Source organism: Brevibacillus fortis (assembly GCF_003013395.1).
Lineage (GTDB): Bacteria > Bacillota > Bacilli > Brevibacillales > Brevibacillaceae > Brevibacillus > Brevibacillus fortis.
On record NZ_PXZM01000062.1, the window covers coordinates 1 to 25,919 of the forward strand.

The following is a 25,919-nucleotide window of genomic DNA, read 5'->3' on the forward strand; positions in this document are numbered from 1 at the left end:
TTTCTTGGGTAACAGTTCAGTGTCGGAAAAACTGGCCTCTTTCTTGCTACTTTATTATCATAGTCGTTGGCACTTGGTAAAAGCTACGCTGGGATTACCCCATTTAAAGAGAGGGAAAGGCTCCCGGTAGCAATTACGGGAGCCTTTGATTAACATCTTTATTGTTGCAACCCTTGGGACAGTTTTTTGGTTGTTCGATTAATCCTAAGATAAGCAGGGTAGAGGAGTTATCAACGAATCAAGGCATGTTAAATAAGTGAAGTAACTTGAAGAGACCATAACAATGCGGTTTTTACATTTTGAATCACTTGCTGATGAGTAGCCTTACATGAAGGATTATGGTTCAGTTCATGAAATATCATTTTCATGAACTGAACTTTATTTTGATCGACCCTGAGAGCGTATATACCAAGTGTAACTGGATCGGGGCGCTACTCGTGTTGTTAACATTAATTAAACTGTGAAACAAGTATACAAATGATCTTATTTTAGTGAACATGTTTGTGTCACTCGACAATAAAAATAACGATATCCAGTCCATAATATCTATTCATATTTACTCTAAATAATCTATCTAACAAGTATGGCGCTGGTTAAAGCAGTATGTTTGTGTCGCCAGACAAAAGAAAATTCATTATATCCACACCGGATTCTTTTTTGCTCTTTTTATGAGTTTACATAATATATATTATCGGACTCAATACGAAATGCATAAATTCTAAGAGGGGTACTCACCTGTTAATAAGGATGTGTCACAAAACCCGTTTGTAAATGGATCTAATTGAAAGATGATGCAAAATAAATAGCTTTTTACACATCTGTTGATACCACATGACTACATGTATGCACCGAATCATGTGCTCATAAAAATCTATTTAATAAGGAGCTTTTCTAGTATATTTGTCAGTTTCACAGTAAGACTTTAACAGCAGCAACCAAAATGCTGCCGAAACATCCATTATCAAATAAGGCCACTAGGACATCAATCAATTATCTTCATAGATGCCTTAAATTTCATCATAATAAAAAAATTCACTTTTAATATAAAAATAACATTTACATTTATTGTAAATTCACTTATATTATAATTAAGATCACTATAACTAAAAACGCCCGGAGGTCCCCAAATGACCAAAGTAATCCCAAAATCCAAAACGATCACCACTACTACGAAAAAAAGATCGTATGAAAATACCTTGAACAACCTGGCGCAATACCTCGAGCGAAATAAGAAAAAATAACCAATAAAAAGAGTGCCACTGGAGGCACTCTACTTTGGCGTTTATAAGCTTCTCTTCTCTCTTCCTTCCCCCGTTTACCCTCGGCTTTTATTCTTCAGCCGTTCCCATCCAATCCAACAAGTAAAAATCAGTTACCAAACGTGCGATTTGTCCTTCTGCATCATATCCGATATAACTCGCGTAGCTGCCGTCTCCCCATCCTGTTGAAAACATGGCAACATTACAGCTTTCCGCTAGATCTATTAGCCCCCAACTCCGTGTGTGTTTATACGTTTGATCCATTTTCTTTGTCAACGTCTCATAGAACATCTCGTCCTTCTCCATTTCACGTTCCAAAAGCGCGCAAGCTTCTGCATCCATGAACGAGCCTGTACCCGCATCCACACTGTAGCCAAAAAATTCACCGTAGCCAAGCTGTGACAGATCTGACTCCGTCCAAACAGCCATTTTCCAAGACACGACAGGCTTTTCCGAGAAGGTAATCCGCGCCAATGCTACCCGTTCATCTGGCTCCAGAGAGTCATCCGTTTGCTCTTCCTTTGACAGGGGTTGAACTTGCGCGATAGCTAACTGTACCGAGAAACTCCCCTTAGGGAAAACCTCCTCAAACGGTTCGGTCTCAAACATGACAAACGGATCGTTTGCCACGATTTTTCCAGTTTTCACTTGGAGTTTACCCACATCTTGGCAAAAAAACCGATATAAATAGCCATCCTGCTCTTGCGTAAACCCTTCGTCAAATGCCGTTTCAAAAAATGCAGGGCAGTTATGATTCATGATTCCATCCCCTTTTTCGTTCCTCTACATAAAATCCCACTGACGATAGTTTGCCAGTGGGATGTCGTCTGGATGATAATTTACTTGATCAGGGCAGCGTCCAGCGCCACTTCAATCATTTCATTGAAGGTCGTTTGGCGCTCGTCAGCGGAAGTTTCTTCACCAGTCAAGATGTGATCACTTACGGTGAGGATAGACAATGCGTTACGCTTGTATTTTGCAGCCAATGTGTACAGCGCGGAAGATTCCATTTCAATAGCGAGTACTTGATAGGATGCCAATTTTTTATACAAATCTAAGTTCTCGCGATAAAAGCTGTCGCTCGTAAAGATATTCCCTACTTTGACAGACATATTGCGTTCCGTCGCTACTTGATACGCTTTGTGCAGCAAATCAAAGTTAGCAGTAGGAGCAAAATCAACCTGATTGAGCAGGAGACGATTCGTTTGGGAATCAGATGATGCGCTCATGGCGATAATCACGTCACGGACTTTGATGTCTTCCTGGATCGCGCCGCAAGTACCTACGCGGATCAGGTTTTGAACGCCATAAGATTGCATGAGCTCATTGACGTAGATCGCAATAGAAGGAACTCCCATGCCCGTTCCTTGTACAGAAACGCGCTTACCTTTGTATGTACCTGTGAAGCCGAGCATGCCACGCACGTTGTTGTAGCACTCTGCTCCTTCGAGGAAAGTTTCAGCAATGTATTGGGCCCGTAGCGGATCGCCCGGCAGCAGGATGGTTTCAGCAATTTGACCTTGCTGTGCTCCAATATGGATACTCATAATCTGTTTGCTCCTTTATCAAGAAAAAATGACCTACTTGCCTATCGTACTACAAAAACCGAACGATGCAAAGTCAAGAGATCAAATGATTCCAGCGGCGTATGATTGCACGTTTGCACGAGACTTTTGGAAACCAACGAATAAGCGATACCGACAGATGGCATCGCCTCGACAACGGTTTTATTCATTTATGGGACATCACGTAATCCATTGCTTCCAGGTGATCTCCCAGAATCGTCTGTTCTTTGCTGGGTTTATTCTTTCTTTGTGTTGCGCTTTTTCTCGTAAGCTTTGCTGATGCAATGGAATGAGATGGCACGACTCGCAATTGATTGTGTAGAGCAATGGCGTGCGCAACTGCAGGTACGACTAAATGTTGAACGCCGATGATAGTAGCAGCTTGTCGCGTCATGGCAAAAGGTAAGTCGTACATCGAGGAAGTTCCTAGTTCGTGACGTGCAACCAAGGTATTGAGAAATGTCTTCGCTAGCAAAACGGTATCCGGTTCCACTGATTGCTGTCGAAGTGGTGTCATGCTTTTTCTCAAGACGATGTCTGCGCCCCGATAACACGTTCTGACAAAGGACTGCATATCAGTTGCAGCTACGACGTGATCCGCATCGAGAAACAACCACACATCTCCTGTAGCCTCCTTGGCACCAATTGCTCTCCATACATCATCCCCTAAAGGAAACGGGTACACAAACGCTGTGAGTGGACAGGAAGAATACGTGAGTATCTTTTTCACCGATTGATCCGGGCAGCCATCCACAACGAGTACGATTTCCATGGGCCGGAGCTTCTCAATTTGTTTGAGGACTTTTTTGATCATTCGCTCGTGGTGGTGAACAGAGAGGATGACACTTAATCGTTGTAAGTTCTGGCATTTTTCTTTGCCATTAATGTGCTCTTCTCTGCGTCTTTTTGTGGGATCTCGCATATTTCGCTTTTCGTTTGCCACCCCATCCACCGCCCTCCTTTACGCGCGATTCCAGATGAATGACTGAGCGCAAATGCAAAACGTCCGATGAATGCACCAAGTCGCGGTGTCGTTGTCCATCCTGATCTGCGCGTCGCAGTTTCGTTCCGTCCGAAAGCATCTGAATTGCCTTGGCATGCTCCTGGTAAATCGTACGGATATCTTTTCGCACGATATCACGAGTGCCTGTTGGTTTTTTTTCTGGGGCAAACGGGGCGATTGTCGTCATTTTTAGCCCCATGACTGACGCTTGAACCAAAGCTACTGCCGGATTGCAAAAGGACTTGGAACCAATTGCTTCCAGAGCATTCCGGCTCAAGGCAAATGGAATATTTTCGAAGGATGCAGAGCCCATGCTTTTTTGACCGAGAAGATGATTCAGCAAGCAATAAGCACTACTTGGTGAACGCACTCCTCTTTTTGATGCCGAGCGATCGGAGCATGTCGTGATAATGACATCCGCACCCTTTTTGACCAGCGTGACATATTTCTTCAAATATAAAAGAGGCATTGCGAGGCGTTCGTCGATAAAGAGTACAACGTCTCCCTTCGCGTGAGCAGAACCAATCGCTCTTGCCTCATGGCTATCTACTTCCAACCCGGTTGAAAGGACATGTGCTCCCCATTCATTGTACAGGATAGCTGCTTGGGAGCTCACTCCGTAGTACACGACGATTACTTCCGTGTCTGGATCTATTCTTTTTACAAAAGATAGCAGTCTTTTCAAATTCCTGGCGTTGTCACTTATTGGGATGATGACGGACACGGCAGGGCGCTCATAGATTCGGTTGTCCATCTCACTCCCCCCTCACCAGATCATAAGTTATTACTCTAATGTACGCTCGTTTTCCACGATTGGACACGGCATCTATCCCTCACAACACAACAACAGTTGAACAACTAAGAACACACTGTTTCGCCGCGCCATTTTGCCAAAATAAAAACAGGACGCGCATACTGCCACGTCCTGTTGTACTTCTCATTTCGTATTAGTAGAACCGCCGTTGAAGACTGCGCTCGCGGATTCGTTTATTCCTCCGTGCACGGGAAAACGTATACACAAGTAAAAACAGGTTCATTCCTAACCAGACGATTAATACGCTATAGCGGGCCAGTGAATGTGTGACTTCGCTTTCAGAATCCCCAAAAACAGTAGTAGGAGCAGGAGGATCATGGCGAAGCAACGGATAGGCGACGGTTAGGTTGCCAGCCTGGACAGACAGATTCCCATCTGCTTTTAGCTCTACCAAAGGCTCTACACCTTTGGGAACCGTCGCGTACAAGTCCTCCTTGGCTGTAAAAGTCACAACCGAGTTGTTGCCAGGAACAGCTACTTCTGAAAAAGAATCCCCTTTTTTGGCGATTGGTTTGGTCTCAAAGCCTTGAAAGCCAAAGTCCAGTAGCTTTTTCACATCTTTATATGCATTTGCACTCGTAGAAGCCTTCATTGTGACTGCGATTATCTCCATTTCGCCACGCTTGGCGGAGCCTACTAGCGTATGCATCGCCTGATCAGTAAAACCATTCTTGATTCCTGTCGCACCTTCGTAATCGCGCAGGAGCTTGTTGTGATTCACTAACACCGTTTCCCACGTTTGTCCATGCCATGGCAGCCGCTTCGTACCGACAATCTCCCTGAAAACGGGGTTTTTCATCGCGTACTGCGAAATTTTGGCCATGTCAGCGGCAGTCGTGTAATGATTCGGGTCATGCAGTCCATGCGGATTGGTAAAGTTCGTTTCGGTGACCCCTACTTTTTCTTTCAAATAGGCGTTCATATCCACTGCAAATTGCTCTGTCGTCTGGCTCATATGCTCCGCAATCGCTGTACCAGCGTCGTTACCAGAATTCATAAGCAGTCCGTACAGCAAGTTGCGTAGAGAAATCCGTTCTCCCTCTTCCAAATATACACGCGTTCCTTCTTCACGGCGTGCTTTTTTTGAGACGGTGACTGTATCATCCAGATTCCCTTTTTCTATCGCGTAAATACCTGTCGCGATTTTTGTAATACTAGCAGGGTACAGCTTCTCATGAGGGTTCTTTTCAAACAAGACTTGTCCCGTTGTAGCATCAATCAGAATGGCTGATTGTCCAGTGAGAGTGTTAGGCTCCAGGCTTGATGACTCCTCGGCAAAAGCAGAAGGCATGCCGAGGTTGAACAAAACCATCACCACAACGAGTAGGTTCGTTAGCAGAAAGCGCATGTTAGTCTATATCCTTTCCTACTTTGTCGCGTTTTTTCAGGAGACGTTATTTCAACCGGATCCCCAACAAATCGTGAATCATTTTAAACTTTGGATTGTCCGCAAAAGCCTCTTCGAAGCCACTGACATGTTCTCTGTACAAGGCTGCGGCTGAATCCAAATCTTGCTTAACGTACAAGGAAAAAATTTCTTCCAATTTTTCTTCCAATGTCGTATCAACTTCTGCCGGTGTGAGAATTTCTTGACGCAAATTGTTCATTAACACATCGAGCTGATGCGTGATCACGGACGCTTCATTAAGCTGCTCTAACACGTCTGTCGGGATGTTTCCCGCATACTTGTAGCGTAGTTCATGCTCATTTGTCGCCCAGAAGTTCATTCCTAACGTACGGATTTGGATCTCACAGAAGAGGGTTTTCTTTTCGCTGCCGTGGTAGACGGTATACGAAACAATCATGTGAATACTTCTGTATCCGGAATCCTTTGGAGCTGCGATATAGTCTTTGACATCGTGAATGACGATATCCTCCCGCTCCTGCAACAACTGCTGCACCTCGCGCACATCGTCTACATAGCGGCATACCACACGAAGGCCCGCGATATCCTGAACTTCCTTGGCGACTTCACTTTGCCATTGATCTCCCAAAAAGTCGATTCCTTTTTCGTTCGCCTTCTTTACTAAACTGTCGACTTTTTTCACTCGTCCGACAACAAATTCAATAGGAGAATATCGGCCGCTTTTTAGAAAGCCGTATTTAATTCCTTTTAATTTTAACTTTAGCTCTTCAACTGCCTGTTCATACGGCGCCAAGAAATGGACCATGTTGTTGAGCACTTTGCTTGGCACATTTGTGACTCTCATGAAGACACCTCCAATTACTTACAGAGGAAAGGTGATGCATCAAAAAACGGCTGTGGATTTACGTACGTATTTCCCACTAGCATGCCGTAATGAAGGTGAGGACCTGTAGAAAAACCGGTGCTACCCATTTGTCCAATCACCTGTCCCTGTTTCACTTCTTGCCCTGTTTTGACATCTAGCTTGGACAAGTGAGCATATATGGAAAAAATATTTAACCCGTGATCGATGATGATGGTATTGCCTGTTAAGTATAAAGAGTCGGCCAGTACCACTTTCCCGTGGTTGCTCGACCAAATTGGCGTTCCTGTTTTGTTCGCGATGTCAATCGCCGAGTGCCGGTTGGCTGGTACACCATTCACTACACGTTGATAGCCGAATGGAGTCGTTAATTTTCCTACTGCTGGCTGTTTAAACGGCTCCGAGAAATAAGGAATCGCTCTCGAGTTTGCTCTGGCTGCATTGATCTTTTTTTGGTCTGCATTAATTCGATTCGTATCCTGGCGCATTTTGTTGAGCTGTTTACTTACCGTGAGCTTGTCTACTTCAAATTTTTTCGGTGAGATTGTCACCGATACGGAAAGTTTTTTGTCAGCAGATGTGAGTTTATAGGTCCCGGGCTTCGTGTTAAAAGGAATCGGGATAAACCGGGCATACTCATCCTGTGTCTTTTGCAACCGATAGTTCTGAGAGAACACCGTTACGGTTTGTGGCTCTTTACTGCGTACGAAAATAACGTCCCCAGGATATGTTTTGGCTGGTGTTACGCTGATCGCAGGTTGTTGTTTCGTTGCTTGGGCGTAAACCCCTTCTACTGTCTGGCTGAATATGCTTGTCCCAGAGACGAGCGTCAATGCTGTGACCAACATAAGGCTAACCATTGATTTGAACATAGACATGCTCCCTCCCATTTTCTAGTATAACAAAACACACCCTGAAAGGAAAAAGAAAAAGAAGGCTAATGAGCTAGCCTTCTCCAATTATCCTAAATGTTAACTCATTGTTTCTTCGTATAATCGGACATCATGTCCATGATGGATTGCACGCCTGTCAGCATTTCGCTTGCACGTTTGGTTTTTTGCGAGATGCCTTCAAAATCAAGCACCCCTCTTTTTCGATCATTCCATCTTTTAAACAATTCTTCGGCCATACCGGGATTGCTTCGGACCGCTCGAATCCGCATGGAATCTTCGAGGACCCACGCTTCAAATTCGGGATGCTTCTTTAATAGCTGCTTTACTTCTTTTTTATTCATAGCCGGACGTCTCTCCTTTCCACTGGACAAACGAGGATAGTTATCTGTTCGTTACACCATATGACTAGTCCGCGATTGTGCTTGTGTGTTTGCACCACACAGGAAAGAAAAGGGCTTTTGATGGTAAACATAGAAAGGCCCCTATAAAGGGACCTCTCTTCATCCAGCTATTTACTTGTCATCAAGCAGGCTTAGCGGCCAGCCATTTGTTGCTCTGCGAAGCTCACCAGACGCTTGGTAATTTCGCCACCAACAGAACCGTTTTGACGAGAAGTAGTGTCTGGGCCGAGATTTACACCGAATTCAGATGCAATCTCATACTTCAGTTGATCCAAAGCTTGGTTCGCTTGAGGAACTACCAGATTGTTGGTGCCACCTTGGTTGTTAGCCATGATTGATTCCTCCCGACGCGTTTTTTCTCCCGGGACGGGGTTGAACCGTCAGCGTTTTGGCTTCTCGCCTTGAGACCGGAAGTTGATTTTCAAGAGGTGGTTGTTGACCTCTTGTGATACTATCATCCCACCGTAATTAAAGTACATGCACGTTTTCGTACGATATTTCAATTGTAAAATCTGACAAGGTTGTCCCGCTCCTTTATGCTATAATGGTGCGTATAGTTTGGTAGTGAGAGGGGCAAGGTTTTGTGAGTAATTCAGGAAAAGTACTGCTCATCGATGGCATGAGCTTTTTATTTCGCGCCTTTTATGGTTCTGCTTGGGGTGGAGCCTATCGCCAGACTTCAACAGGTGTGTACACAAATGCGGTTTATGGATTTACGAAGATGATGCTCGATTACGCAGAGTTGACACGCCCTACTCATCTCGTAGTGGGCTGGGATGTCGCTTCACGCGAGTCTTTGGTGCGCAGTCAATGGTATGACGGCTATAAATCAAATCGTCAAGCCGCACCGGATGAGCTCATTCCACAATTCGATTTGGTGAAAGAAGTAACGGATGCTTTCGCGGTTCCGAACCTGGGCTGCCCAGGGTATGAAGGCGATGATGTATTGGGTACGCTCTCCACACGTCTCTCCGAAGAAGGACACGAGGTCATCGTTGCGACAGGTGATTACGATAGCTTGCAACTTATCTCTGACCGAGTCAGCGTAAAAATCCTGAAAAATGGTGGCAAGCACGAGCATTATAACCCAGCGAGCCTTTTGGCATTGCGTGGAATAACGCCTGAACAGGTCGTTGACGTCAAAGCGTTAATGGGAGATGCATCTGACTGTATTCCAGGCTGCCCAGGTATCGGCGAGAAAACGGCGACGAAGCTGATTACCGAGCATGGTGATCTGGATAACCTATATGTAAATCTGGCAAACTGTACACCTAAAATGCGCAGCAAGCTGGAAGAGAATCGTGATCAGGTATACTTGAGCAGAAAGCTGGCTACGATTATCCGGGATGTTCCGGTGGAGTATGCACTGGAGGATGCCGTGTGGGAATACGATCGTCAAGTTGTTCAGAGCAAATTTGACGAGCTTGAATTCGGCCGTACGATGGCAGCGAGAGTCGGCTAATTGGGGTCATGATCATCGGCTGAGAAGAAGCGGTATATCCACTTTTTTCAGCCGATTACTTTATGCACTGCATAATCGCTCCGTCAGTGAAACCCACACGATTCGGCGATCCGTTTGGTCTCGGAATCTTCGTACCAAATTTTCCTCCTCCAGCCTACTAATTAAGCCTGAAGTTGTGCTGTTTGACAAATCAACAGCCTTGCTGATGTCCCCCATTGTTTTTGGCCCGTTTCCAAGAATATCGAGAATCAATACTTGTTGCCAATTGAGTTCATTTGTCTCTAGCTCTTTTTGTGCAATATTTGAAAACAAGACGTTGGCTCCCCGTATTAGCTTAGCCAGCTTAATCAGTTCCTTCATGGTGTCCTCCTTTTGCCATTTTCCTTTTGCAGCATCCAACATTTGAACAGGCTGCCTGTTACGCTCAGCATAGGCGAAACTATTAAAGAAAAAAGTGGGTAAGAGTTAAATTTTTTCTTAAGCTTCTCTAAAAAAAATCCCGTCCCATGAGAGGAGACGAGATTTGTAAGTGACGTCGATTACTTATTTGGCAGTGTGAAATACATCCAGGAGCAGCCCTGTGTTCTCCTCCCCATCCGCTTCCCAGCTCGTCGCAAATTTGACCCGATGAGAAACGCCCAGCAAATCATACGCTTGTACGAGATGTTGCCTGGCAGAACCCACAATCAAGCTGTGCAATCGAACTTGTTTACGTTGGCCCAAAGAGATGAGCTTTTCTTGGACATATGGAGAAATGCCTCCAATTCCATCCGTTACCATGACAAAATCAGCTCCGCGCCACGCCTGTTCATTTTCTACCAGCTCGATGGCTCGCTTCATCGGGGCGTCGAAGTGAGTCCCACCGCCAAATGCCATTTGCGCCAACCCGTAAAAGGCAGACCAATCTGGCTTTTTGTGATAGAGCGGTTGCTCTCTGATCTCGCCTTTTGCCCCAAATAAGAGGAGAATAAAATCACGCTTTTCCAGCATTGACAGGGCGGCAAACGTCATGATGAAGATTTGCGCAAGCCTCAGCTTACTTCCTCGCATCGAATGGGATGTGTCCAGCATGCAGATCACTGGACCTTTTGGCGGTTCTTCTACCCATCCCGAGGTATCGTAGGTCATGAGCTTTTGCTCCAGCCACTTGAGCATGAAGTAGTTCTCGAAATCCGGATCAGCGAGAAGCACTGCTTCACCAGGCAGCATGTGTGCAATATCGCCCGATTGCCGCAAATCATAGTATTCCTCAGCAAAATGTCTGGAGCGAATCTCTTTGCACTTTACACGAAAGCGATGGACTTGCCTGCCTACCTCGTTCAAAAAAGCGACCAGGTCAGGATGTCGCTTCAATTTTTCAATCCATTTCAAATACTGCTCAAAGCTTTGCCTGCGCAGCTTGCCTAACTCATGACCCCAGCTTCGATTGGCAAAACGCTGACTGGCCGTAAATACCTCTTCGACAAACAGCGTATCGAGTTCTTCAGCGGATAACGTTGCTTTTAACGAGTGCTCCAGCCATTGTCCCAGCTCTTTTTCAAAAGCGGCGATCGCTTCCTTTTCTTGCTTTTGCAGTCGATCCAGCTGCTTTTCGCGCTGGGTGAGCTCACTCTCCAGTTTTTTTACCTTTTGCAGGAGCTTGGTCCGTTTCGTGAACTGCACTTTCATTTCTTCTTGCAGCTCCGCAATGCGATTTTGCAAGGACAATACCTCTGCCCGCACTAACGGCTTGGTGTCCATCGCCTCTTGCTTGTCTTCCACGACCCGCTTCCCCTGCTGAAGGGTATAACCGACTAACTCGAGCTTGGCCTTTTGTTTGTCTGTCAGAAGCTCGGACAGCTGAGCTTGTTGACTTCCTTCTTGGCCTTGCTGGTCTTTCAAGCCTGTTAAGAGCGGAGAGGGCCGTTGATCCTTTTCCCGCTGCTTCACTTCCGCAGAAAACGTCTCTGTCAGCCACAGTAAGGCCTTGATCGCGGTTTTGAACGATGCGCTTTCCTGCCCGACTGTACGAGGATGAATCATGCGTGTAAAATACTGCTTCATGAGCGTACGAATCATCCAATGATGAAAAGGAGTGGATTCTTGCGTCAGATCGATCTCCGGCTTTTCCAAATAAAAGACGAGGAAAAAATCGGCCAAGAGCTCCAAATCAAACCATGCTGCTCGTGCCCGCGCCTCATGAACCCATTCCTGAGCGGTGTGCGAAGAGGCGAGGTACGTTTCAAATAGATAGCGATCAACACCACTAGCGTGAATGATCATACGAACTACCCCCTACAACGTAAAATCATAATCCGCCCCGGGGATTTCCTTGTCAAAAATCGTCCGATACGTGCGTTGTAGCTGCTGCAAAATCCGTTCGCCTTCAATTCGTAGGTACGAGTATTTGACCGCGTACTTTTCTACATGGGGAATCAAGCGATTTTTTTCCAGTACATAGGCATGTAGATCGTGCTCCCGCTTCTCCCACTGAATGAGACGATTACGCAAGTCTCGCGCCGTCTCTTCCACCTCATCGCGACTCTCTTCCAACAACTGGGCATTACGCTCCATCGCTTCCTTGCCCAGCTTTGCGCCCACTTCCTTTTTAAACTGGAACGCATGCAGCTCCGATTCTTTTTCCTTCCATTTATCCGCAATCTGTCCGAAGCGCTGGAGCGGCAATTCGTTCTCCATATCATTCTTCAGCATTTCCGTAAATTGTTGTTCGAACGCTTCCTGCATAACGGTCAAATCCTCAGGAACATTCCATATCATATGCGGAGTGAAAACCGTGTCCCAGATTGTCACCTGCTCACGTCCATGCAAGGCAGCAGAGGTACGCCATACATGCGCGATTTTGCTCCAACGACGGTCAGAGAGCACATACTCTTTTGCTTCCAGGTCTTGTTTTAAACGGTACAGAAAATAAATGATGGTTTCTGGAATGACCACTTGCTTCGCTGCCGCTTGAATATCCTTCACGTCATACAGAGAGAACACAACAGGAAGAGGCGTCGTTGGCAAGGAAAACATGCGCTCATAGCTTGCAGCTTGCTTCAAATAGTGAACCTCATAGCGAAACAGAAAGCGGTCATAGAGAGCAGTCAATTGATCATCATCATCGGGAAGTTCATTCGATGCAGCGATTAAGAACTGCAACGGAACCTCCTCTTTTTCTCTGCCGTTGAAATAAATTCGCTCGTTCAATATAGAAAGCAGCGCATTCAGAATCGCGCTGTTCGCTTTAAAAATTTCGTCCAAAAACGCAAACTGAGCGTTGGGCAAATAGCCTGCTGTTTTTCGTACGTATTGATCCAGCTTCAACTGCTGAAGGGAGACTGGACCGAATATCTCATCGGGCGTCGTAAAACGGGTAAGCAAATACTCGAACCAATGTTCCGATCCAAAAAGCTGAGAGACAGACCGTGCTAGCTGAGACTTGGCTGTTCCCGGGGGACCGATTAGCAAAGCATTTTCCCCACTCATGATGCCGAGCATTAAAAGGCGAATCAATTCACTTCTTTCCAGAAAACGGCGCTCCAAAAGCTCAATTGCCTGGTCCATTTTACGTTGGATGGGTGTAGTCGAATTCATCGTAGTTGGCTGCACGACGTACTGGTTAAGGACGTCGATGTGCCGATCCCCCTCTCTTGCTTGGAACCCAAGTATTCGTCATTCATTAATAGTGGCATATCATGGACAAGAATGCCAGTTTTCCAGCTGATTCAGTCGTCCGTCAAAGATGTGCGTTCACCCATGGCCTATTTTTCGCATATGTTGTGACAACAAGGGACTTTCATCGGAGTAACGAAAAAGGAGGGTGCGACATGGGAATCGAGCTTTTGTGGTTACATGGTGTGTACGTCTTGTTCGTGATCGGCATTATTCTCGTAATGGTTTTACGAAAAGATACTAGTCTGATCAGCATCGTGGGCATTGCGGTCCTCGGTTTCGTCGCGACAGGTTCTGTGACAACAGCTGTCGGCGGAATATTCGGCAGCTTCATCTATGCGATTACCGAGCTATTGCCGACGATTTTAGTCATCTGCATCATCGTTGCCATGAGTCACGTATTGACGGATACGGGCGTAAATGAAACGATGATTCGGCCGATGACCCATTTGGTTCGAAATCCTACATTGGCTTATTGGGTCATCGGTATTGTCATGATGGTCATTTCCTGGTTTTTCTGGCCTTCTCCAGCTGTCGCACTGATCGGAGCAGTCATGTTGCCTGTGGCATTGCGCGCTGGCCTGCCGGCGATAGGTGTCGCCGTTTCCATGAACTTGTTTGGGCATGGGATTGCACTGTCTGGAGATTATATTATTCAAGGGGCTCCCACTTTAACAGCCAAAGCCGCAGGAATTCCTGTCTCGGACGTGATTTCGGCCAGTGTCCCTCTCGTGATCATTATGGGCGTCGTGACGACCGCAATCGCATTCTGGTATTTGAAAAAAGACATGAAACTCGGCGTTCTTGCTTCCCCCAAAGAGACAGTCGTGCCAGATGCGGTTTTTACTTCCGCACGAGTTCCTTTGTCAGCTGGTGTGCGGCGTGCGTTAGCTGGACTTGTGCCGGTATTATTTATCCTCGATGTTGTGGCCATGTTTGCTTTTGATTTACGCGGAGGCGATGCAACGGCGCTTGTTGGCGGAACCGCCTTGCTCATTCTCATCATCGCAACGATGCTCGCTCACAAGCAAAGTGGTCTCGAGCAGGTAACAACCCATCTCATTCAAGGCTTTCAGTTCGGTTTTAAAGTATTTGGGCCGGTCATCCCGATTGCTGCTTTCTTTTATATGGGCGACAGTGGGTTTATTAAGGTATTTGGGGAGGTGCTGCCGCAGGGTTCACACGGAATCGTGAATGACCTCGGCGTGGCGCTTGCACAGACAATTCCCATTAGCAAGGAAGTAGCTGCTCTCACGGTATCCGCAGTAGGTGTCATTACAGGGCTGGATGGCTCAGGCTTTTCCGGGATTACACTAGCTGGCTCTTTGGCCCAACTGTTCGCAACTGCATTGGGTGCTGGTGCGGCTACATTAACAGCGCTTGGACAAATTGCAGCAATCTGGGTCGGCGGTGGAACGATCATTCCTTGGGCGTTGATTCCTGCTGCGGCGATTTGCGGAGTAGACCCATTTGAGCTGGCAAGACGAAATCTGTATCCTGTGGCGATCGGACTTTTGGTGACGACAATCGTGGCGATGTTTCTTCTGTAAAACGTCGTTATCTATACAAAAAAGCGAATGGTTACGTGCCATTCGCTTTTTTCCTTTATTAGGTTACAAGATAGACAAGTTTCTCATTCTGTTTTTCTCCGAGACTCATACACTTGTACTAGCATCAATTTGGATGGGAAAGGAAAAAACCAGTATGAAGTTGTGGGGAAAAAGTATCCAGGTCGCAGCAACGTACATTGGAACGGTCGTAGGCGCTGGGTTTGCGAGCGGTCAAGAAATTCTCGCGTTTTTCACCGCCTACGGCCATGCGGGAACGATTGGCATCCTGCTCGCCACATCTCTTTTTGTTTGGCTGGGCTACAAGATGATGCTAATTGCTCATCATTTGCGCACACCCTCGTACGAATCCTTTAATCAAAAACTGTTTGGGCCGATGATCGGTCGTACGATGAATATTTTGGTCTTTCTCACCCTTTTTGGCGTAACGACTGTCATGTTGGCAGGAGCGGGCTCAGTCTTGGAGGAGCAGTTTGACATTCCGTATTTGGTCGGGACCACAGCCACTATGTTGTTCGCCCTGTTGATTTTGCGAAGAGGGTTGGAGCAATTACTCGTCGTGAATGCGATTGTCGTTCCGTCCATGTTATTGTTCGCTTTGTTCATTTTGCTGGATGGCACCGCAGAATCTCCCATGCCGCTCTCACCCCCATCGGATTACACCTTCTTATGGAAAACAATCTTATATGTGTCCTTTAATCTCGCTATGGCCCAATCCGTTCTCATCCCGATCGGCTATGCGATCCGCGAGAAGGTCGTTTTGTTTCGGGCTGCCGTCATCGGCGGTGTCGTGCTTGGATTCATGCTGCTTGTCGTCCATACTGCCATGTTAGCCAACTGGGACGATGTCCGTCTCATGAATATCCCGATTCTTTTTGTAACGGACCAATGGAACGAGTGGCTCCAGCTGTTCTTTGTTTTCGTGCTCTATTCCGAGATTTTTACCACTCTGATTTCCAATGTGTTCGGGATTGGTCAGCAGCTGCGTGAATTATTGGATGTTCCGGAATCGCGGCTTTACTTGTATTTGTTCTCTACTTCTTTCGTACTGTGCCTGATTGGATATAGTCAGTTGCTCATGTTTTTGTATCCGTTGTTTGGGTATTTGGGGTTGTCTACGCTCTGTCGGATTTCAGTTCCAGGGAATGTGCTCGGAAAGCGGTTTTGATTGATAAACGATGAACATTTTTGGCACCGCATTCACATTTGGATTGTTCGGATTTTAGGTCATTGAAAGGTCCGTCCAAAAGTATAACCCCCGTAATTTTTTTAACAACGAGCAAAGTCTTCTATTTAAAACCGAACAAAAATGAAAATAACCACGTTAACATATGGGTTTTCTATTTCAATCATTTTTCTTTCGTAAAACTTCTGCATACTTTTTGATGGATTCCTGTTCCATAAGTCGAATCAAATTCATCGCTTTCCTTTCCCATTTCTCTATTTGATCTTCTTCATACAGCATTTCAATGAATGGTTCGTACAAACACGGGCTTTTGGTTGCGACAGGATGTTTTCGGTCCACTAATTGAGCCCACTCTAGATATCGTTGGCAAATCGAGTAAGCGATGGCGCCTTCATCAGTCTGTAGGAGCGGGTAGTCATGGGATAGCTTTGACAGGATGTTCTCTGTATGATCAGAAGCAAAAAGCGATTCTGAAAGATCATTTCCTGGACGGCTCGCTAAACGAATTAACGCAGCTTTCAACGCTTCGTTATTTCTATTTGACTTACCAAAGCCCCGCTCCAATGTATTTCCGATTTTCTTATCCCATTTCACGCGTTTGATTTGATCAATGGCATACTCTACATTCCGATTTTCCCAAGCTTCAGCTATTCTGTGATACATATCGATCGGATCTTTACCAGCCCTCGCCTGCCAACTTGAGGGGTGAAAAGCTCCACCACCAACCTCAATCAGTCCATGATCTACACGTATACTTCCTTCGAGTGCATATAGTAAAAGCATAGGTTCATAGATTCGATAGATGTGAGCAGCGATCTCATTCCCTTCTTTGGCACAAGTCATATAGTACAGCGTTAATTTACTGACGGTTCGAGCATTGTTATCCCTCATTCTTGTTACGACTGTATTTTTCTCCGCGATATCAAACTCGACTGGAACACCTGCTGCACGATAGGGATGAAAGTACAATGGATGCACGTTCATTGGATGAGCTTCGATGAAAACATGTATCCGTCGCAAATATTCATTGAACAGTAAATGATCCGCGTTGTTCTCTGCTGAAGTACTTCTATGATCATGGTGATTTGCCAAGTTAGCTATATACGTGATCAGCTTTAGAATCCGTTCATCCCCATTATACAAAGCAAACTCCAGCAGACTATGATCGAAATCCTCGACAGGTAGTACAAGCTCTGGAAAATTCAATAAAAAGTCTTCGATTGGTCGCTCTCTCTGGTAGTTTTTCTTTCCTGTTACATACAAATAGATATCCTGCGCTTCCTTTACCTGGGGAACGGTGATTCTAGAGTAATCACAGGTTTTGTATAAACGAGATTGAAAATGAAACATTTCCATCGTATTCTTGACTTCAGCACGTTCACGCTCATATTGGTAGGAGCAATCAAACGGAAATCCACGCAGAATGAGATAACTGCTAAGACCGAGCTGCGTAAAATCAGCGACCTCCATCGCATAAGCCACCGCGTATATTCCACTTCCATTTCGAGCATGAACATATAACCGACCATCATGGCTCTTCCACCACTTCTTATATCCCTGACTCGCCTGTTCAATAAGAATAGGTTTCTGTTCTATAATTGAGAGCCAATACGTAACATCTGACTTTTCTATCCATTTTACTACCCATTGTTTTTTCTCTTGCAGCAGGCTGTATTTGACACTTTCACCCTCTAGCAGTTCTTCGATATTTTCAGCAAATACTTGAAACGTAGTATAATGTAGCGTATACAACTTTCCGTTTTCATCAATAAAACCAGCCTTACTCAATCGATCATCCATCACATGAAAACACGCTACCACAGTTTGTCCTTCATGATTCAAAACCTCAGGTAATCTGTGTTCCTCACCATCTCGATGAGCAAAATCCCCCCATAAATCGATACAAAAGCTATTATCGATCTCTCCCCCAAATGAATAGCTCAATCCGCCGTACTTTTCCTGCACATCCAGTAAAGCATCAAAAGCTTGAATACCATTCTGTTGGAGGATTTTTTTTACTTGCTCTCTGTCAGTAATGGTTGCTCTTCTCGTGCATTGCTGAATAAAAGCCTTAGCTGTTTCTGACAATTTGTCACTCTCAGGCATATTCGTAGCCTCCTTTAAAGCTTTTTGATTTCATCTTGAAACGAATGGTAACATTTGTAACAGTTGAACCGTCATAAAATAAGGCCCACTCATCAACCTACTCGAAAGGAATTCCTATCATGAAATTTTCTACCCTGTTAAAAACCATGCTCGCTCTGTTCCTCACCTTCGTCTCTACCTCGCCAATCAAGGCTGAAGAGCAGCAAGACCCATTAAATCCACCACAATTACCAGTGGTTTATCAAAACCTGCAAATCCCGTCTCATTTGACAGAGCCATTCTTTCTTTTCACGAAGCAACCACTTTACAAGCACGATTCACCTCCAAAGACTTACACCATGTCATTGGTTTCACCGTCTGGAAAAGTAATAAAAAGCAAATACCTCGTTTATGAAAGTGAAGTGTACCCGCTCCGAAATGGGTACGGTTATTTTTATAATGGCAGCTTTTTTAAGCATGTGGAATATTTGGTCTACGATAAGCAGGGCAAAGTTTCACCGATGGGTACCTGTTGCGATGTTGCTTTCAAGCAGATACATGGGGAATGGTTTACGGGCACGGACTATCCGGGAAACTTGCCGTATCTGTACAATGCCAAAACAGGGAAAATTACCAAGAAGTTTCCGGACGCGGATCATCCAATCTACGTAGCCGAACCGACTACAAAAACGTTTGATCCGTATTACTTGCCCTATGGTGAAATGGTAAAAGACGCAAAAGGGGACGAATACTACAAGATGGGCATGAGAAATATTCATGGAAAAATACTGAGCAAGCCATTTTTTGATGAATATTTCGGATATGGTGAAGGCTGGCATCGTGTGAAAATAAACGGCCAGACGCATTTTATCAGCAATGAAGGAAAAATTATGCTGAAGCCTTCCCGTAACTATAAAGTCGAATCGAATATGCACAGTGGCGCATTTATTGTCTCAGGCAAGCTGGGCAACGAAGAATTTTATGTGCTTATGAATAAAAAAGGGCTCATTGCTTCGAAAAAATATGCGTTTATCCACCCTACATCTGATGGTCACTTTCTCGCTGTGACGAAAACCAACAAGCAATATACGTTTACCAAAATAAATGCAGCAGATAAAGTCGTCTCACCCCAACAATATATGCTAAATAAGCCAGAACAAATAAAAGAGCTCAAGCAGACGGGGCAGTTGTTCCATACGGATACCCAGATCATTGCGAACATAGCTAACAATAATAGCTTCAACTTTCCACATCAATTGCTGATCACACCTACGAATGAGACCGTTGCCCTCGAATACACCATCTCGGGGACCAAAAAAATAGGCGTGTATACTCATGACGGTAAACTGATCTATGAGGAGATTATCAAATAAGTAGGTACAGTGAGCATAGCTTCTCTAACATAATCAAACTAACGTATAAAAGCACGACTATACCCTACTAAACAGGGGTATGGTCGTGCTTTTTCCTATCAAGTTCCCTTGGTTTCCCAAGTGATAACGCCCTTATTCCAATCCCGCAGGTTTTTCCCTTCCATCCAATGGATACCAACGAAGCACATCACGCGGAGGACTTGCCAACCCTTCCTCCAACAAGACACACTTCCAAATTTCTTCACCCGGCCCATCGGTTGTATCGCCGTCATTAATAACAGGACCATTCTCGTAGACATAGTTCGATATATTACGCAAGAAACTCGCTACTTCATTCGGATCGTAGGCGTCCCCATTAAAAACTGCCTCATGATCGATCACATCCAGCTGCTGCATGCCGACAGTATCCATCAAGAGCCATCCTTCCGGAAGATTGAACAACCGGACATTGGACCACAGCTCGAGCGGAAGAAGCTGAATTTGCTCATAGCGTTGATTCAGCTCTTGCATCAGCTCGGCAGACGCGAGGCACTCTCCATTTGGATTAAAAAAGCAAAGGGCTTCTGGCATTTTCAACAGTGCCCCAGCAATAGCCGTGACAGTCATCAACTCCGGGAGCGCTTCGTAATCCTCTGGCAGTATAGGGGCCTGATCATTTGCCTCCCCCAACACGAAAGAAGAGCGAATACGGATAAACGCATTGTGCTCGGATGCAGCTTGCCGTCCTTCGGGAAATCCCCACGACTGCTGAACTGCACGCTCAAGGCTATCCGAGAACGTAAACGGTCCGAAAAAGCCCATTGACCAAGCACCAAACAGCACCGTATCTTCTGCTGGGTCTCCCATACTATCCGGCCAAGGCTTATCGACGACATCGACCTGAATATATCCGTTTACTTCTGGACGATAAGGAATAAGCAAGCTAGGACCACTGAACACCCATTTGTCGAACGTTTCCTCGATGTTGGCAATTTCGAATGGATCCTTGAGCATGTCTGCTATTTTGTGAATCGGAACCGCCGTTGACAGAAGGACGGCAACCCCTTGAGAATACATACCTTTTGGCATATCGTTTTCTCCATTCTTTCCATTATATTTGTCTAAGTTATGGCGTACTTCACGTAACTGTAAATCCAATCGCTTGGAGCTCCTTGATCGCGATTTCCAGATCAACTTCCGGATTCAGCTCCATCATCATTTCTTTCGTAATGGAAGTATTTGTAAAGATGTATGAAACTACATCAAGCGAGACCTTTATCTCGTAATAGGCCTCTGCCCACTCTACATAGTCATCTGGGTTGTCATAAATCATCCCGAGCAAAAAATCTGACCCGTTATCCAGCCCTTGCGGATTATGTACGTCGCCCGTTTTCCAGACGTGATCAGTAGATTCTCTCCATAAGCAAAACGTAACGTCCTCCTTGGTAACCGCTTCGTCTTCTAGTTGATTAAGCAAAGCAGGAGGGACTTGCTCATAGATGCAAACCTCGTATTCTTCCCTGGCATAAGGACTCATTTCCGATTCATGATCAAACCCTTTTACAATGACACCCTCGGGGGTGAATAGGATAAAAAGATCGTCGCCAGCTCCATTGCTAACGTTCGCGAATGTTGTGTTTTCATCCCATTGTGGATCAAACTGATATCTGCGCAGCCAATCCTCCTGACACAATACGATATCCATTGCGCTCAGGATAAGCAGTCGCTGTTTTAATGCTTCGGGCTCAAAGAAAGGCTTCGGCCAAACGCTCATGTTAGATTCTCCTTCAAGTTTTTAGATCATGTCATTAATCCATCCCCAGACTCGCTTTTGTCTATGAGACTGCCCTTTCTAATCCCAGTATAACTGTTCTTATATGTATCGGTATCCGACTCCATTTGCATAAAGGTGGCATTTAGCAGATAATTGCATTTCTTTCTCGCAAATAGATAGACCTAGAAAGCAGCTATGCCTCGTGCTGTTGTCTTGAGTGAAACACTCTTTTTTTCCATAAGCCCTTGACTTTCACATTAACGTGAACGTTTAGACTACATTCAGAAAGGTTACTCATTCACGCAAGGAGGAACAGAAATGAACAACTATACAGGGAAAAAAGCTGTCGTTACTGGAGGTACACATGGCATGGGCTTGGCTGTGGCAAAAGCATTGCTCGCAGGTGGTGCCGAGGTCATTGTCTCAGGCCGCAATCCGAAAAATGCAGAAGAAGCAAAACGTGAGTTGGGCGAACGGGCACATGTTGTCGTGTCTGATGTTTCGAGCATGAAGGATGTGCAAGCATTCGGAGATTATGTTGAAAAACATTTCGGCAAGATCGATTTTCTCCACGTAAACGCAGGGATCTCCATGCTTGAGCCATTTTTGGAAGTCACTGAGGAGACATATGATCGGACTTTTGCTGTGAATACGAAAGGAGCATTTTTCACAGTCCAGCACTTGACGCCACTGATTCATGAAGGAGGTTCGATCGTTTTTACGTCTTCCGTAGCAGATGAAGGCGGCTACCCCGGCATGAGCGTATACAGCGTATACAGCGCATCCAAAGCGGCATTGCGTTCCTTGACCTCCGGGTTTGCGGCGGAGTTGCTAGACAAAGGTATTCGCGTCAATGTCGTGAGTCCCGGCTTCATTGATACACCTTCCATGGGAGTTGCTGGTTTCACGGATGCAGACCGCGCTACCTTCCAGGAGCTTGGCGATAAGGTTACACCCATGAAACGTCATGGCTCATCAGAAGAAGTAGCCAAAGCTGTGTTATTCCTCGCCTTTGACGCTACCTTTACCACTGGTGCCAAGTTAACCGTGGATGGTGGACTCGGGCAAAGCTTAAGCTCATTGTAAAAAGACGGCCCCGAAGCGATTAGCTGCTTCGGGGCCGTGACTATGAACTAACTCGTAACCTTTTTTCCACGTGTAATCGATATTTGCCTCTCCAGGGTTTTCTTCCACTCCTGGAGTGCTTCAATCTGTTCGTTCACTCTGCTGAGCTTTTGTTCGTAAATCGCAAGCATTTCCTCGCAGTATTCGTAATCGTCCGGAGATGTAACTTCACCTCTGAACAACGTTCTGATTTCATCCGCTGTTAACCCAAGCTCTCCTCGCAACAATTAACTACCTCAATTATATGCGAGACCTAATGAGGAATGAAAGCTGCTTGAAAATGACTGGACGTTTTTCATAGATGTCGCTGTGTCGTATACCCCTTCTCCTTATTGGAAAAGAGCAATGTCATTCCCATCAATATGACAAGCACTCCTACTACGGCAAAGGGGAGATGCTTATCCAATTGGTAAAGACTTGTGCTGAGAATTGGCGCGATCACCGCGGAAATACCTTGGACGGATGCGACTAACCCCGCTACACTTCCCTGCTGCTCGCGGCCAACTGCTAAAGAAGATCCAGCCATAAAGCCGGGCATCATGAACCCGGTTCCAATGCCGAACAAGAAAAAAGCCACGTAATATACCATCAAGTTCATGAAAAATAGAAAGAGCGACAAGCTGATGATGACGAGCAACGAACCGACTAGAATAAGTGGTTTTGGCTGCCATTTCGGATTTTTCATTTGCAGCCCTTGCGTGACGATCATCGCTACTCCCGAAATCATGAGACCTACTGAAATCATTCGGGCAGTTTCCTTCGTTGTCAAAGACAACTGATCCTGAAAATAAAATCCACCCACGACTTGCAAGGTGACGATACTGAGCATTGTCGCCAAACCAGCAAACAAATAAAGCGTCAAGCCTTTTTGAAAAGGATTTACCTTGGGTAGTTTCTCTTGAATGACTGGTTTTTGCGCCGGAATCAAGAAGGTAACGACAAGCAAAGCGACAATCGGCAACAAAGCGCCAATGTATAACGGCCAGATGAGACCGATAAGCGCAAACGCTCCAGCAATCGCCGGGCCAAGCACAAGCCCCATCCCATTGGCAGCGCCGATAAACGCCATACCTCCAGCTCTTCCTTTTTCATCCGTGACATCCGCCATGTACGCCTGCGCTGCCGACGGAACGGCTGGGATAAACATCCCAATTAATCCGCGAGCCACAATAAGCAAAAGAACCAGTAATCCACCGCCTATGAGCTGCGACAATCCCGCATACATCGTGGCCGTGAACAGAACATAACTCACAAACATTCCGATAAAGCCAATGACAATAACTGCTTTCCTTCCCTTTCGATCGCTTAATCGTCCCCAAACGGGTGCCATCACCGCCATTGCAATGGAGCCAAGGGAAATAATGATACCTGAATGAAGTTCATTGAGTCCTAACTCACGAATGAGTGGTGGCATCACAGGAGCAATGATCATTAAGCCTACCATCGCGACAAACACACTCAAAAAGATACTGAACCGTATTCGAAACATTGTACACCATCTCCTTTCAGACCGTTCGCTTTAGAGAAATCGTAAAAGAAATGCGTAACGGCTACTACCTCTGAGCGGAGAATTTATGCCCCAAAACGGATTATGTTTGCATTGACTGCCATGTATATCAAAGTTCCGAGAAGTACTTCCTCATAAAAAAGGAGACACCCAGTAGCTCCTGATCGGCTCTGAGTGTCTCATCCACGCTTTCTTTTACCGAACTACCATTTTTTCTTAGGCGGAATTGTCGGTTTGCAAGGCGGCGGAAATGTTGGTTTTGGAGTTGGTGTCGGTGGTGGTGTTGTTGGAATAGGAACTTGTTGATTCTGCAAAACCTTCAGACCAAGGCGTAGAACGATTTTTTCACGGACAGTCGAGAATGTCTTCGTGGTATCTTTGCATCGTTTCGTTTCTAGACCAATGTCTAATTCAGTGAATTCCGAAAATAACAGCTCACAAAACGGCCTCTCATTGTAAACTTTACGATTACCGAACAAGCCTACGTTAATCTTTGCCGCATGACCCGATTTATTCAAATATTCTCCGTGTGACTCGAAATCTGGTGCCAATTGCAAAGTCGGTCCCGTAGCCGGAAAGGTAATATCCGTACAGAAATCGAATGGTATCAGCGCCGTTGTATGTCGTACATCACCACATACAGCAGTTCCTGATGCTTGATCGACTGTCGTGTACTCGATATTTTTGCGAATAAAACCACAGACGAATAACTTTGCAGACAACGGATTGAATGTGGGAACCAGCTCACATTGCTCCAAAATGACACTTTTTAATACCCGAACGATCTCAAGTGCAGGCCTCTCCAAATGGACTTTAGCCTCCACACATACGACAGCAGCCGTTTCTGCCAATGTTACAGGTACTTTAATTGTTTTAGGAAAAGTGGTTTCGGTTGAAGCCATTCCGAACATACGGGCATTTTCCACCGTGCAGCTATTTTCCGTAACTTGAGTTTGGCCACATTTGCAGCCATCGCCATGTATACCCATTTTTACTCTCTCCTTTATCAGCCATCTACTCTCTTTATATTATATGGACTAGATTCAATATGGATTTGGCTGATACCAAGCGTTATCTGCCCTTTTTTCTAAAAAAGACTATTTACCTTCTTCGATATGTATGGAGGCGGAACGGGAACCAGCTGCTTCCGATACCACCATACACGACCGCTAATGGTTGCCAAGCCGCTGAACTCCTTCCATCCTGATTGCGAATGGGCGAGCGGTTCTGCCATGATGTTGATTTGCCAGTCTCCCGTCTCTACCCATCTATTCGTCGGACAAGCTGGTGCGGTAAGGAAAATGGCACTTGTTCCTACATTTTCTTTGGGCAAGGATGGTCGTAATACAGTGGAGGTAAATGGAATACGAATCGTTTCATGCTCTAATTTTTGCGAATGGACAGTGATCCCGAGACCCTTTATTTCCAACTCACCTGACAACCAGATAATCTTTTTGCCATCATCGTGGCGAACGTGCTGGATATCGATCTTACTCTGGCATTCTACTTCTTTCCAATCAAGCCTCCAAGGAACACGTAAGGAATGGACCCACTCTACGTCCCAAATTTCTTCTAGGAAAGCAACTTGCATGAACGATTGACCCGTGCTTTCCACGTGGACTACTTTTGCTTGAATCAGTTCTTGAAGAGCCTTGTTGTTTTCTTGCGTAAGATCCTTGGCATCCATGGGGGCAGAGGTGGGCGCAGCGGTGGGAGTAGAATGCGGAGAGACTTGTTCGGTAGCTGTCTGGTTAGCAGGAGGCGGAGATGAATGATTACGTTTGACCTTATGTTTCTTGGAACGATACAATTTCTGCTTATCCATTGCATGTTCCTGAGGCTTAGGCAGCATCTGTTCATTCGGTGCGACATACAGGAGAGGGAGTGATGATGCTCTCGACTTTTTCAAGGAGCCTCGATGGTTAAGAATTGGCCTTTTATTCTTAGGATTTTTCTTGTCGTTCGGCATGTCCTCACTCCTTTCCATCAAAATACTCCTCCCTTTATCCATACGTGATCGCCCGTCTGATTGTATAGACACCT

24 protein-coding genes and 1 pseudogene are annotated in these 25,919 nt (G+C 45.6%); 5 read left to right on the forward strand and 20 right to left on the reverse strand.

Annotation, left to right across the window (positions count from 1 at the left end):
* Positions 1-1,328: 1,328 nt before the first annotated feature.
* The 10 genes from C7R93_RS28745 to C7R93_RS28785 form a co-directional block, all read right to left on the reverse strand.
* Positions 1,329-2,018 (reverse strand): DUF4241 domain-containing protein, encoded by a 690-nt coding sequence (locus C7R93_RS28745; RefSeq protein ID WP_106841992.1) that lies wholly within the window; start codon positions 2,016-2,018, stop codon positions 1,329-1,331.
* Positions 2,019-2,098: 80 nt separating this feature from the next.
* Complete coding sequence (deoD, locus tag C7R93_RS28750) at positions 2,099-2,806, reverse strand: purine-nucleoside phosphorylase (protein WP_106841993.1); 708 nt, start codon at positions 2,804-2,806, stop codon at positions 2,099-2,101.
* 41 nt (positions 2,807-2,847) lie between these two features.
* Complete coding sequence (locus C7R93_RS30135) at positions 2,848-2,994, reverse strand: hypothetical protein (protein ID WP_158264061.1); 147 nt, start codon at positions 2,992-2,994, stop codon at positions 2,848-2,850.
* Entirely contained in the window at positions 2,991-3,746 is a 756-nt protein-coding gene (locus C7R93_RS28755) for a glycosyltransferase family A protein (protein ID WP_106841994.1), read from the reverse strand. Before C7R93_RS28755 ends, C7R93_RS30135 begins: the two co-directional genes overlap by 4 nt.
* The gene (locus C7R93_RS28760) at positions 3,706-4,581 is read right to left on the reverse strand and encodes a glycosyltransferase (RefSeq protein WP_106841995.1); all 876 of its coding nucleotides are present in this window, start codon (positions 4,579-4,581) and stop codon (positions 3,706-3,708) included. The genes C7R93_RS28755 and C7R93_RS28760 overlap by 41 nt, the downstream gene beginning before the upstream one ends.
* 193 nt (positions 4,582-4,774) lie before the next feature.
* Positions 4,775-5,989 (reverse strand): D-alanyl-D-alanine carboxypeptidase family protein, encoded by a 1,215-nt coding sequence (locus C7R93_RS28765; RefSeq protein ID WP_106841996.1) that lies wholly within the window; start codon positions 5,987-5,989, stop codon positions 4,775-4,777.
* 46 nt (positions 5,990-6,035) lie between these two features.
* Positions 6,036-6,851, reverse strand: coding sequence for a GTP pyrophosphokinase (locus tag C7R93_RS28770; RefSeq protein ID WP_106841997.1), 816 nt, complete (start codon positions 6,849-6,851; stop codon positions 6,036-6,038).
* Between the two features lie 14 nt (positions 6,852-6,865).
* Complete coding sequence (locus C7R93_RS28775; RefSeq protein ID WP_106841998.1) at positions 6,866-7,741, reverse strand: M23 family metallopeptidase; 876 nt, start codon at positions 7,739-7,741, stop codon at positions 6,866-6,868.
* Between the two features lie 104 nt (positions 7,742-7,845).
* The gene (locus C7R93_RS28780) at positions 7,846-8,103 is read right to left on the reverse strand and encodes a hypothetical protein (protein WP_106841999.1); all 258 of its coding nucleotides are present in this window, start codon (positions 8,101-8,103) and stop codon (positions 7,846-7,848) included.
* A 191-nt stretch (positions 8,104-8,294) separates the two neighbouring features.
* Positions 8,295-8,495 (reverse strand): alpha/beta-type small acid-soluble spore protein, encoded by a 201-nt coding sequence (locus tag C7R93_RS28785; protein WP_106842000.1) that lies wholly within the window; start codon positions 8,493-8,495, stop codon positions 8,295-8,297.
* A gap of 251 nt (positions 8,496-8,746) precedes the next feature.
* On the opposite strand from C7R93_RS28785, the gene C7R93_RS28790 reads away from it, so the two are divergent.
* Positions 8,747-9,625 carry a 5'-3' exonuclease gene (locus C7R93_RS28790; protein ID WP_106842001.1) on the forward strand — a complete coding sequence of 293 codons (879 nt, stop codon included), beginning with the start codon at positions 8,747-8,749 and terminating at the stop codon, positions 9,623-9,625.
* A gap of 60 nt (positions 9,626-9,685) precedes the next feature.
* On the opposite strand, the gene C7R93_RS28795 is transcribed toward C7R93_RS28790, so the two are convergent.
* The 3 genes from C7R93_RS28795 to C7R93_RS28805 all read right to left on the reverse strand — a co-directional run bounded on the left by C7R93_RS28795 (position 9,686) and on the right by C7R93_RS28805 (position 13,201).
* The gene (locus tag C7R93_RS28795) at positions 9,686-9,985 is read right to left on the reverse strand and encodes a MarR family transcriptional regulator (protein WP_106842021.1); all 300 of its coding nucleotides are present in this window, start codon (positions 9,983-9,985) and stop codon (positions 9,686-9,688) included.
* 183 nt (positions 9,986-10,168) lie between these two features.
* A complete protein-coding gene (locus C7R93_RS28800) occupies positions 10,169-11,887 on the reverse strand; it encodes a hypothetical protein (RefSeq protein WP_106842002.1) in 1,719 nt (572 codons plus the stop codon).
* Positions 11,888-11,899: 12 nt separating this feature from the next.
* A complete protein-coding gene (locus tag C7R93_RS28805; RefSeq protein ID WP_106842022.1) occupies positions 11,900-13,201 on the reverse strand; it encodes an AAA family ATPase in 1,302 nt (433 codons plus the stop codon).
* A 233-nt stretch (positions 13,202-13,434) separates the two neighbouring features.
* Here C7R93_RS28805 and C7R93_RS28810 point away from each other — a divergent pair, with 233 nt between their 5' ends.
* Both C7R93_RS28810 and C7R93_RS28815 read left to right on the forward strand, forming a co-directional pair.
* On the forward strand, positions 13,435-14,829 hold the full coding sequence (locus tag C7R93_RS28810; RefSeq protein WP_106842003.1) for a hypothetical protein: 1,395 nt from the start codon (positions 13,435-13,437) through the stop codon (positions 14,827-14,829).
* Positions 14,830-14,983: 154 nt separating this feature from the next.
* Positions 14,984-16,015 (forward strand): YkvI family membrane protein, encoded by a 1,032-nt coding sequence (locus C7R93_RS28815; protein WP_106842004.1) that lies wholly within the window; start codon positions 14,984-14,986, stop codon positions 16,013-16,015.
* 177 nt (positions 16,016-16,192) lie between these two features.
* Here the strand turns inward: C7R93_RS28815 and C7R93_RS28820 are convergent, their stop codons facing one another.
* Positions 16,193-18,139: a hypothetical protein gene (locus C7R93_RS28820; RefSeq protein WP_106842005.1), complete on the reverse strand. Its 1,947-nt coding sequence runs from the start codon at positions 18,137-18,139 to the stop codon at positions 16,193-16,195.
* Between the two features lie 119 nt (positions 18,140-18,258).
* Between C7R93_RS28820 and C7R93_RS28825 the strand changes: the two genes are divergently transcribed.
* Entirely contained in the window at positions 18,259-19,491 is a 1,233-nt protein-coding gene (locus tag C7R93_RS28825) for a hypothetical protein (RefSeq protein WP_106842006.1), read from the forward strand.
* Between the two features lie 132 nt (positions 19,492-19,623).
* Here the strand turns inward: C7R93_RS28825 and C7R93_RS28830 are convergent, their stop codons facing one another.
* Together C7R93_RS28830 and C7R93_RS28835 are read right to left on the reverse strand one after the other, a co-directional pair.
* Positions 19,624-20,559, reverse strand: a complete 936-nt coding sequence (locus C7R93_RS28830) for a DUF4261 domain-containing protein (protein ID WP_106842007.1) — start codon at positions 20,557-20,559, stop codon at positions 19,624-19,626.
* Positions 20,560-20,608: 49 nt separating this feature from the next.
* Complete coding sequence (locus C7R93_RS28835) at positions 20,609-21,244, reverse strand: hypothetical protein (RefSeq protein WP_106842008.1); 636 nt, start codon at positions 21,242-21,244, stop codon at positions 20,609-20,611.
* Between the two features lie 318 nt (positions 21,245-21,562).
* Here C7R93_RS28835 and C7R93_RS28840 point away from each other — a divergent pair, with 318 nt between their 5' ends.
* The gene (locus C7R93_RS28840; RefSeq protein ID WP_106842009.1) at positions 21,563-22,330 is read left to right on the forward strand and encodes an SDR family oxidoreductase; all 768 of its coding nucleotides are present in this window, start codon (positions 21,563-21,565) and stop codon (positions 22,328-22,330) included.
* Positions 22,331-22,377: 47 nt separating this feature from the next.
* On the opposite strand, the pseudogene C7R93_RS28845 reads toward C7R93_RS28840, so the two are convergent.
* From C7R93_RS28845 to C7R93_RS28860, 4 genes and pseudogenes are all read right to left on the reverse strand, one after another.
* Positions 22,378-22,584 (reverse strand): annotated as a pseudogene (locus C7R93_RS28845) (MerR family DNA-binding protein); the annotation flags it as partial.
* An 80-nt stretch (positions 22,585-22,664) separates the two neighbouring features.
* A complete protein-coding gene (locus C7R93_RS28850) occupies positions 22,665-23,858 on the reverse strand; it encodes an MFS transporter (RefSeq protein ID WP_106842011.1) in 1,194 nt (397 codons plus the stop codon).
* A 221-nt stretch (positions 23,859-24,079) separates the two neighbouring features.
* The gene (locus C7R93_RS28855) at positions 24,080-24,865 is read right to left on the reverse strand and encodes a CsxC family protein (RefSeq protein ID WP_106842012.1); all 786 of its coding nucleotides are present in this window, start codon (positions 24,863-24,865) and stop codon (positions 24,080-24,082) included.
* 98 nt (positions 24,866-24,963) lie between these two features.
* The gene (locus C7R93_RS28860; protein ID WP_106842013.1) at positions 24,964-25,863 is read right to left on the reverse strand and encodes a hypothetical protein; all 900 of its coding nucleotides are present in this window, start codon (positions 25,861-25,863) and stop codon (positions 24,964-24,966) included.
* Between the last annotated feature and the right edge of the window lie 56 nt (positions 25,864-25,919).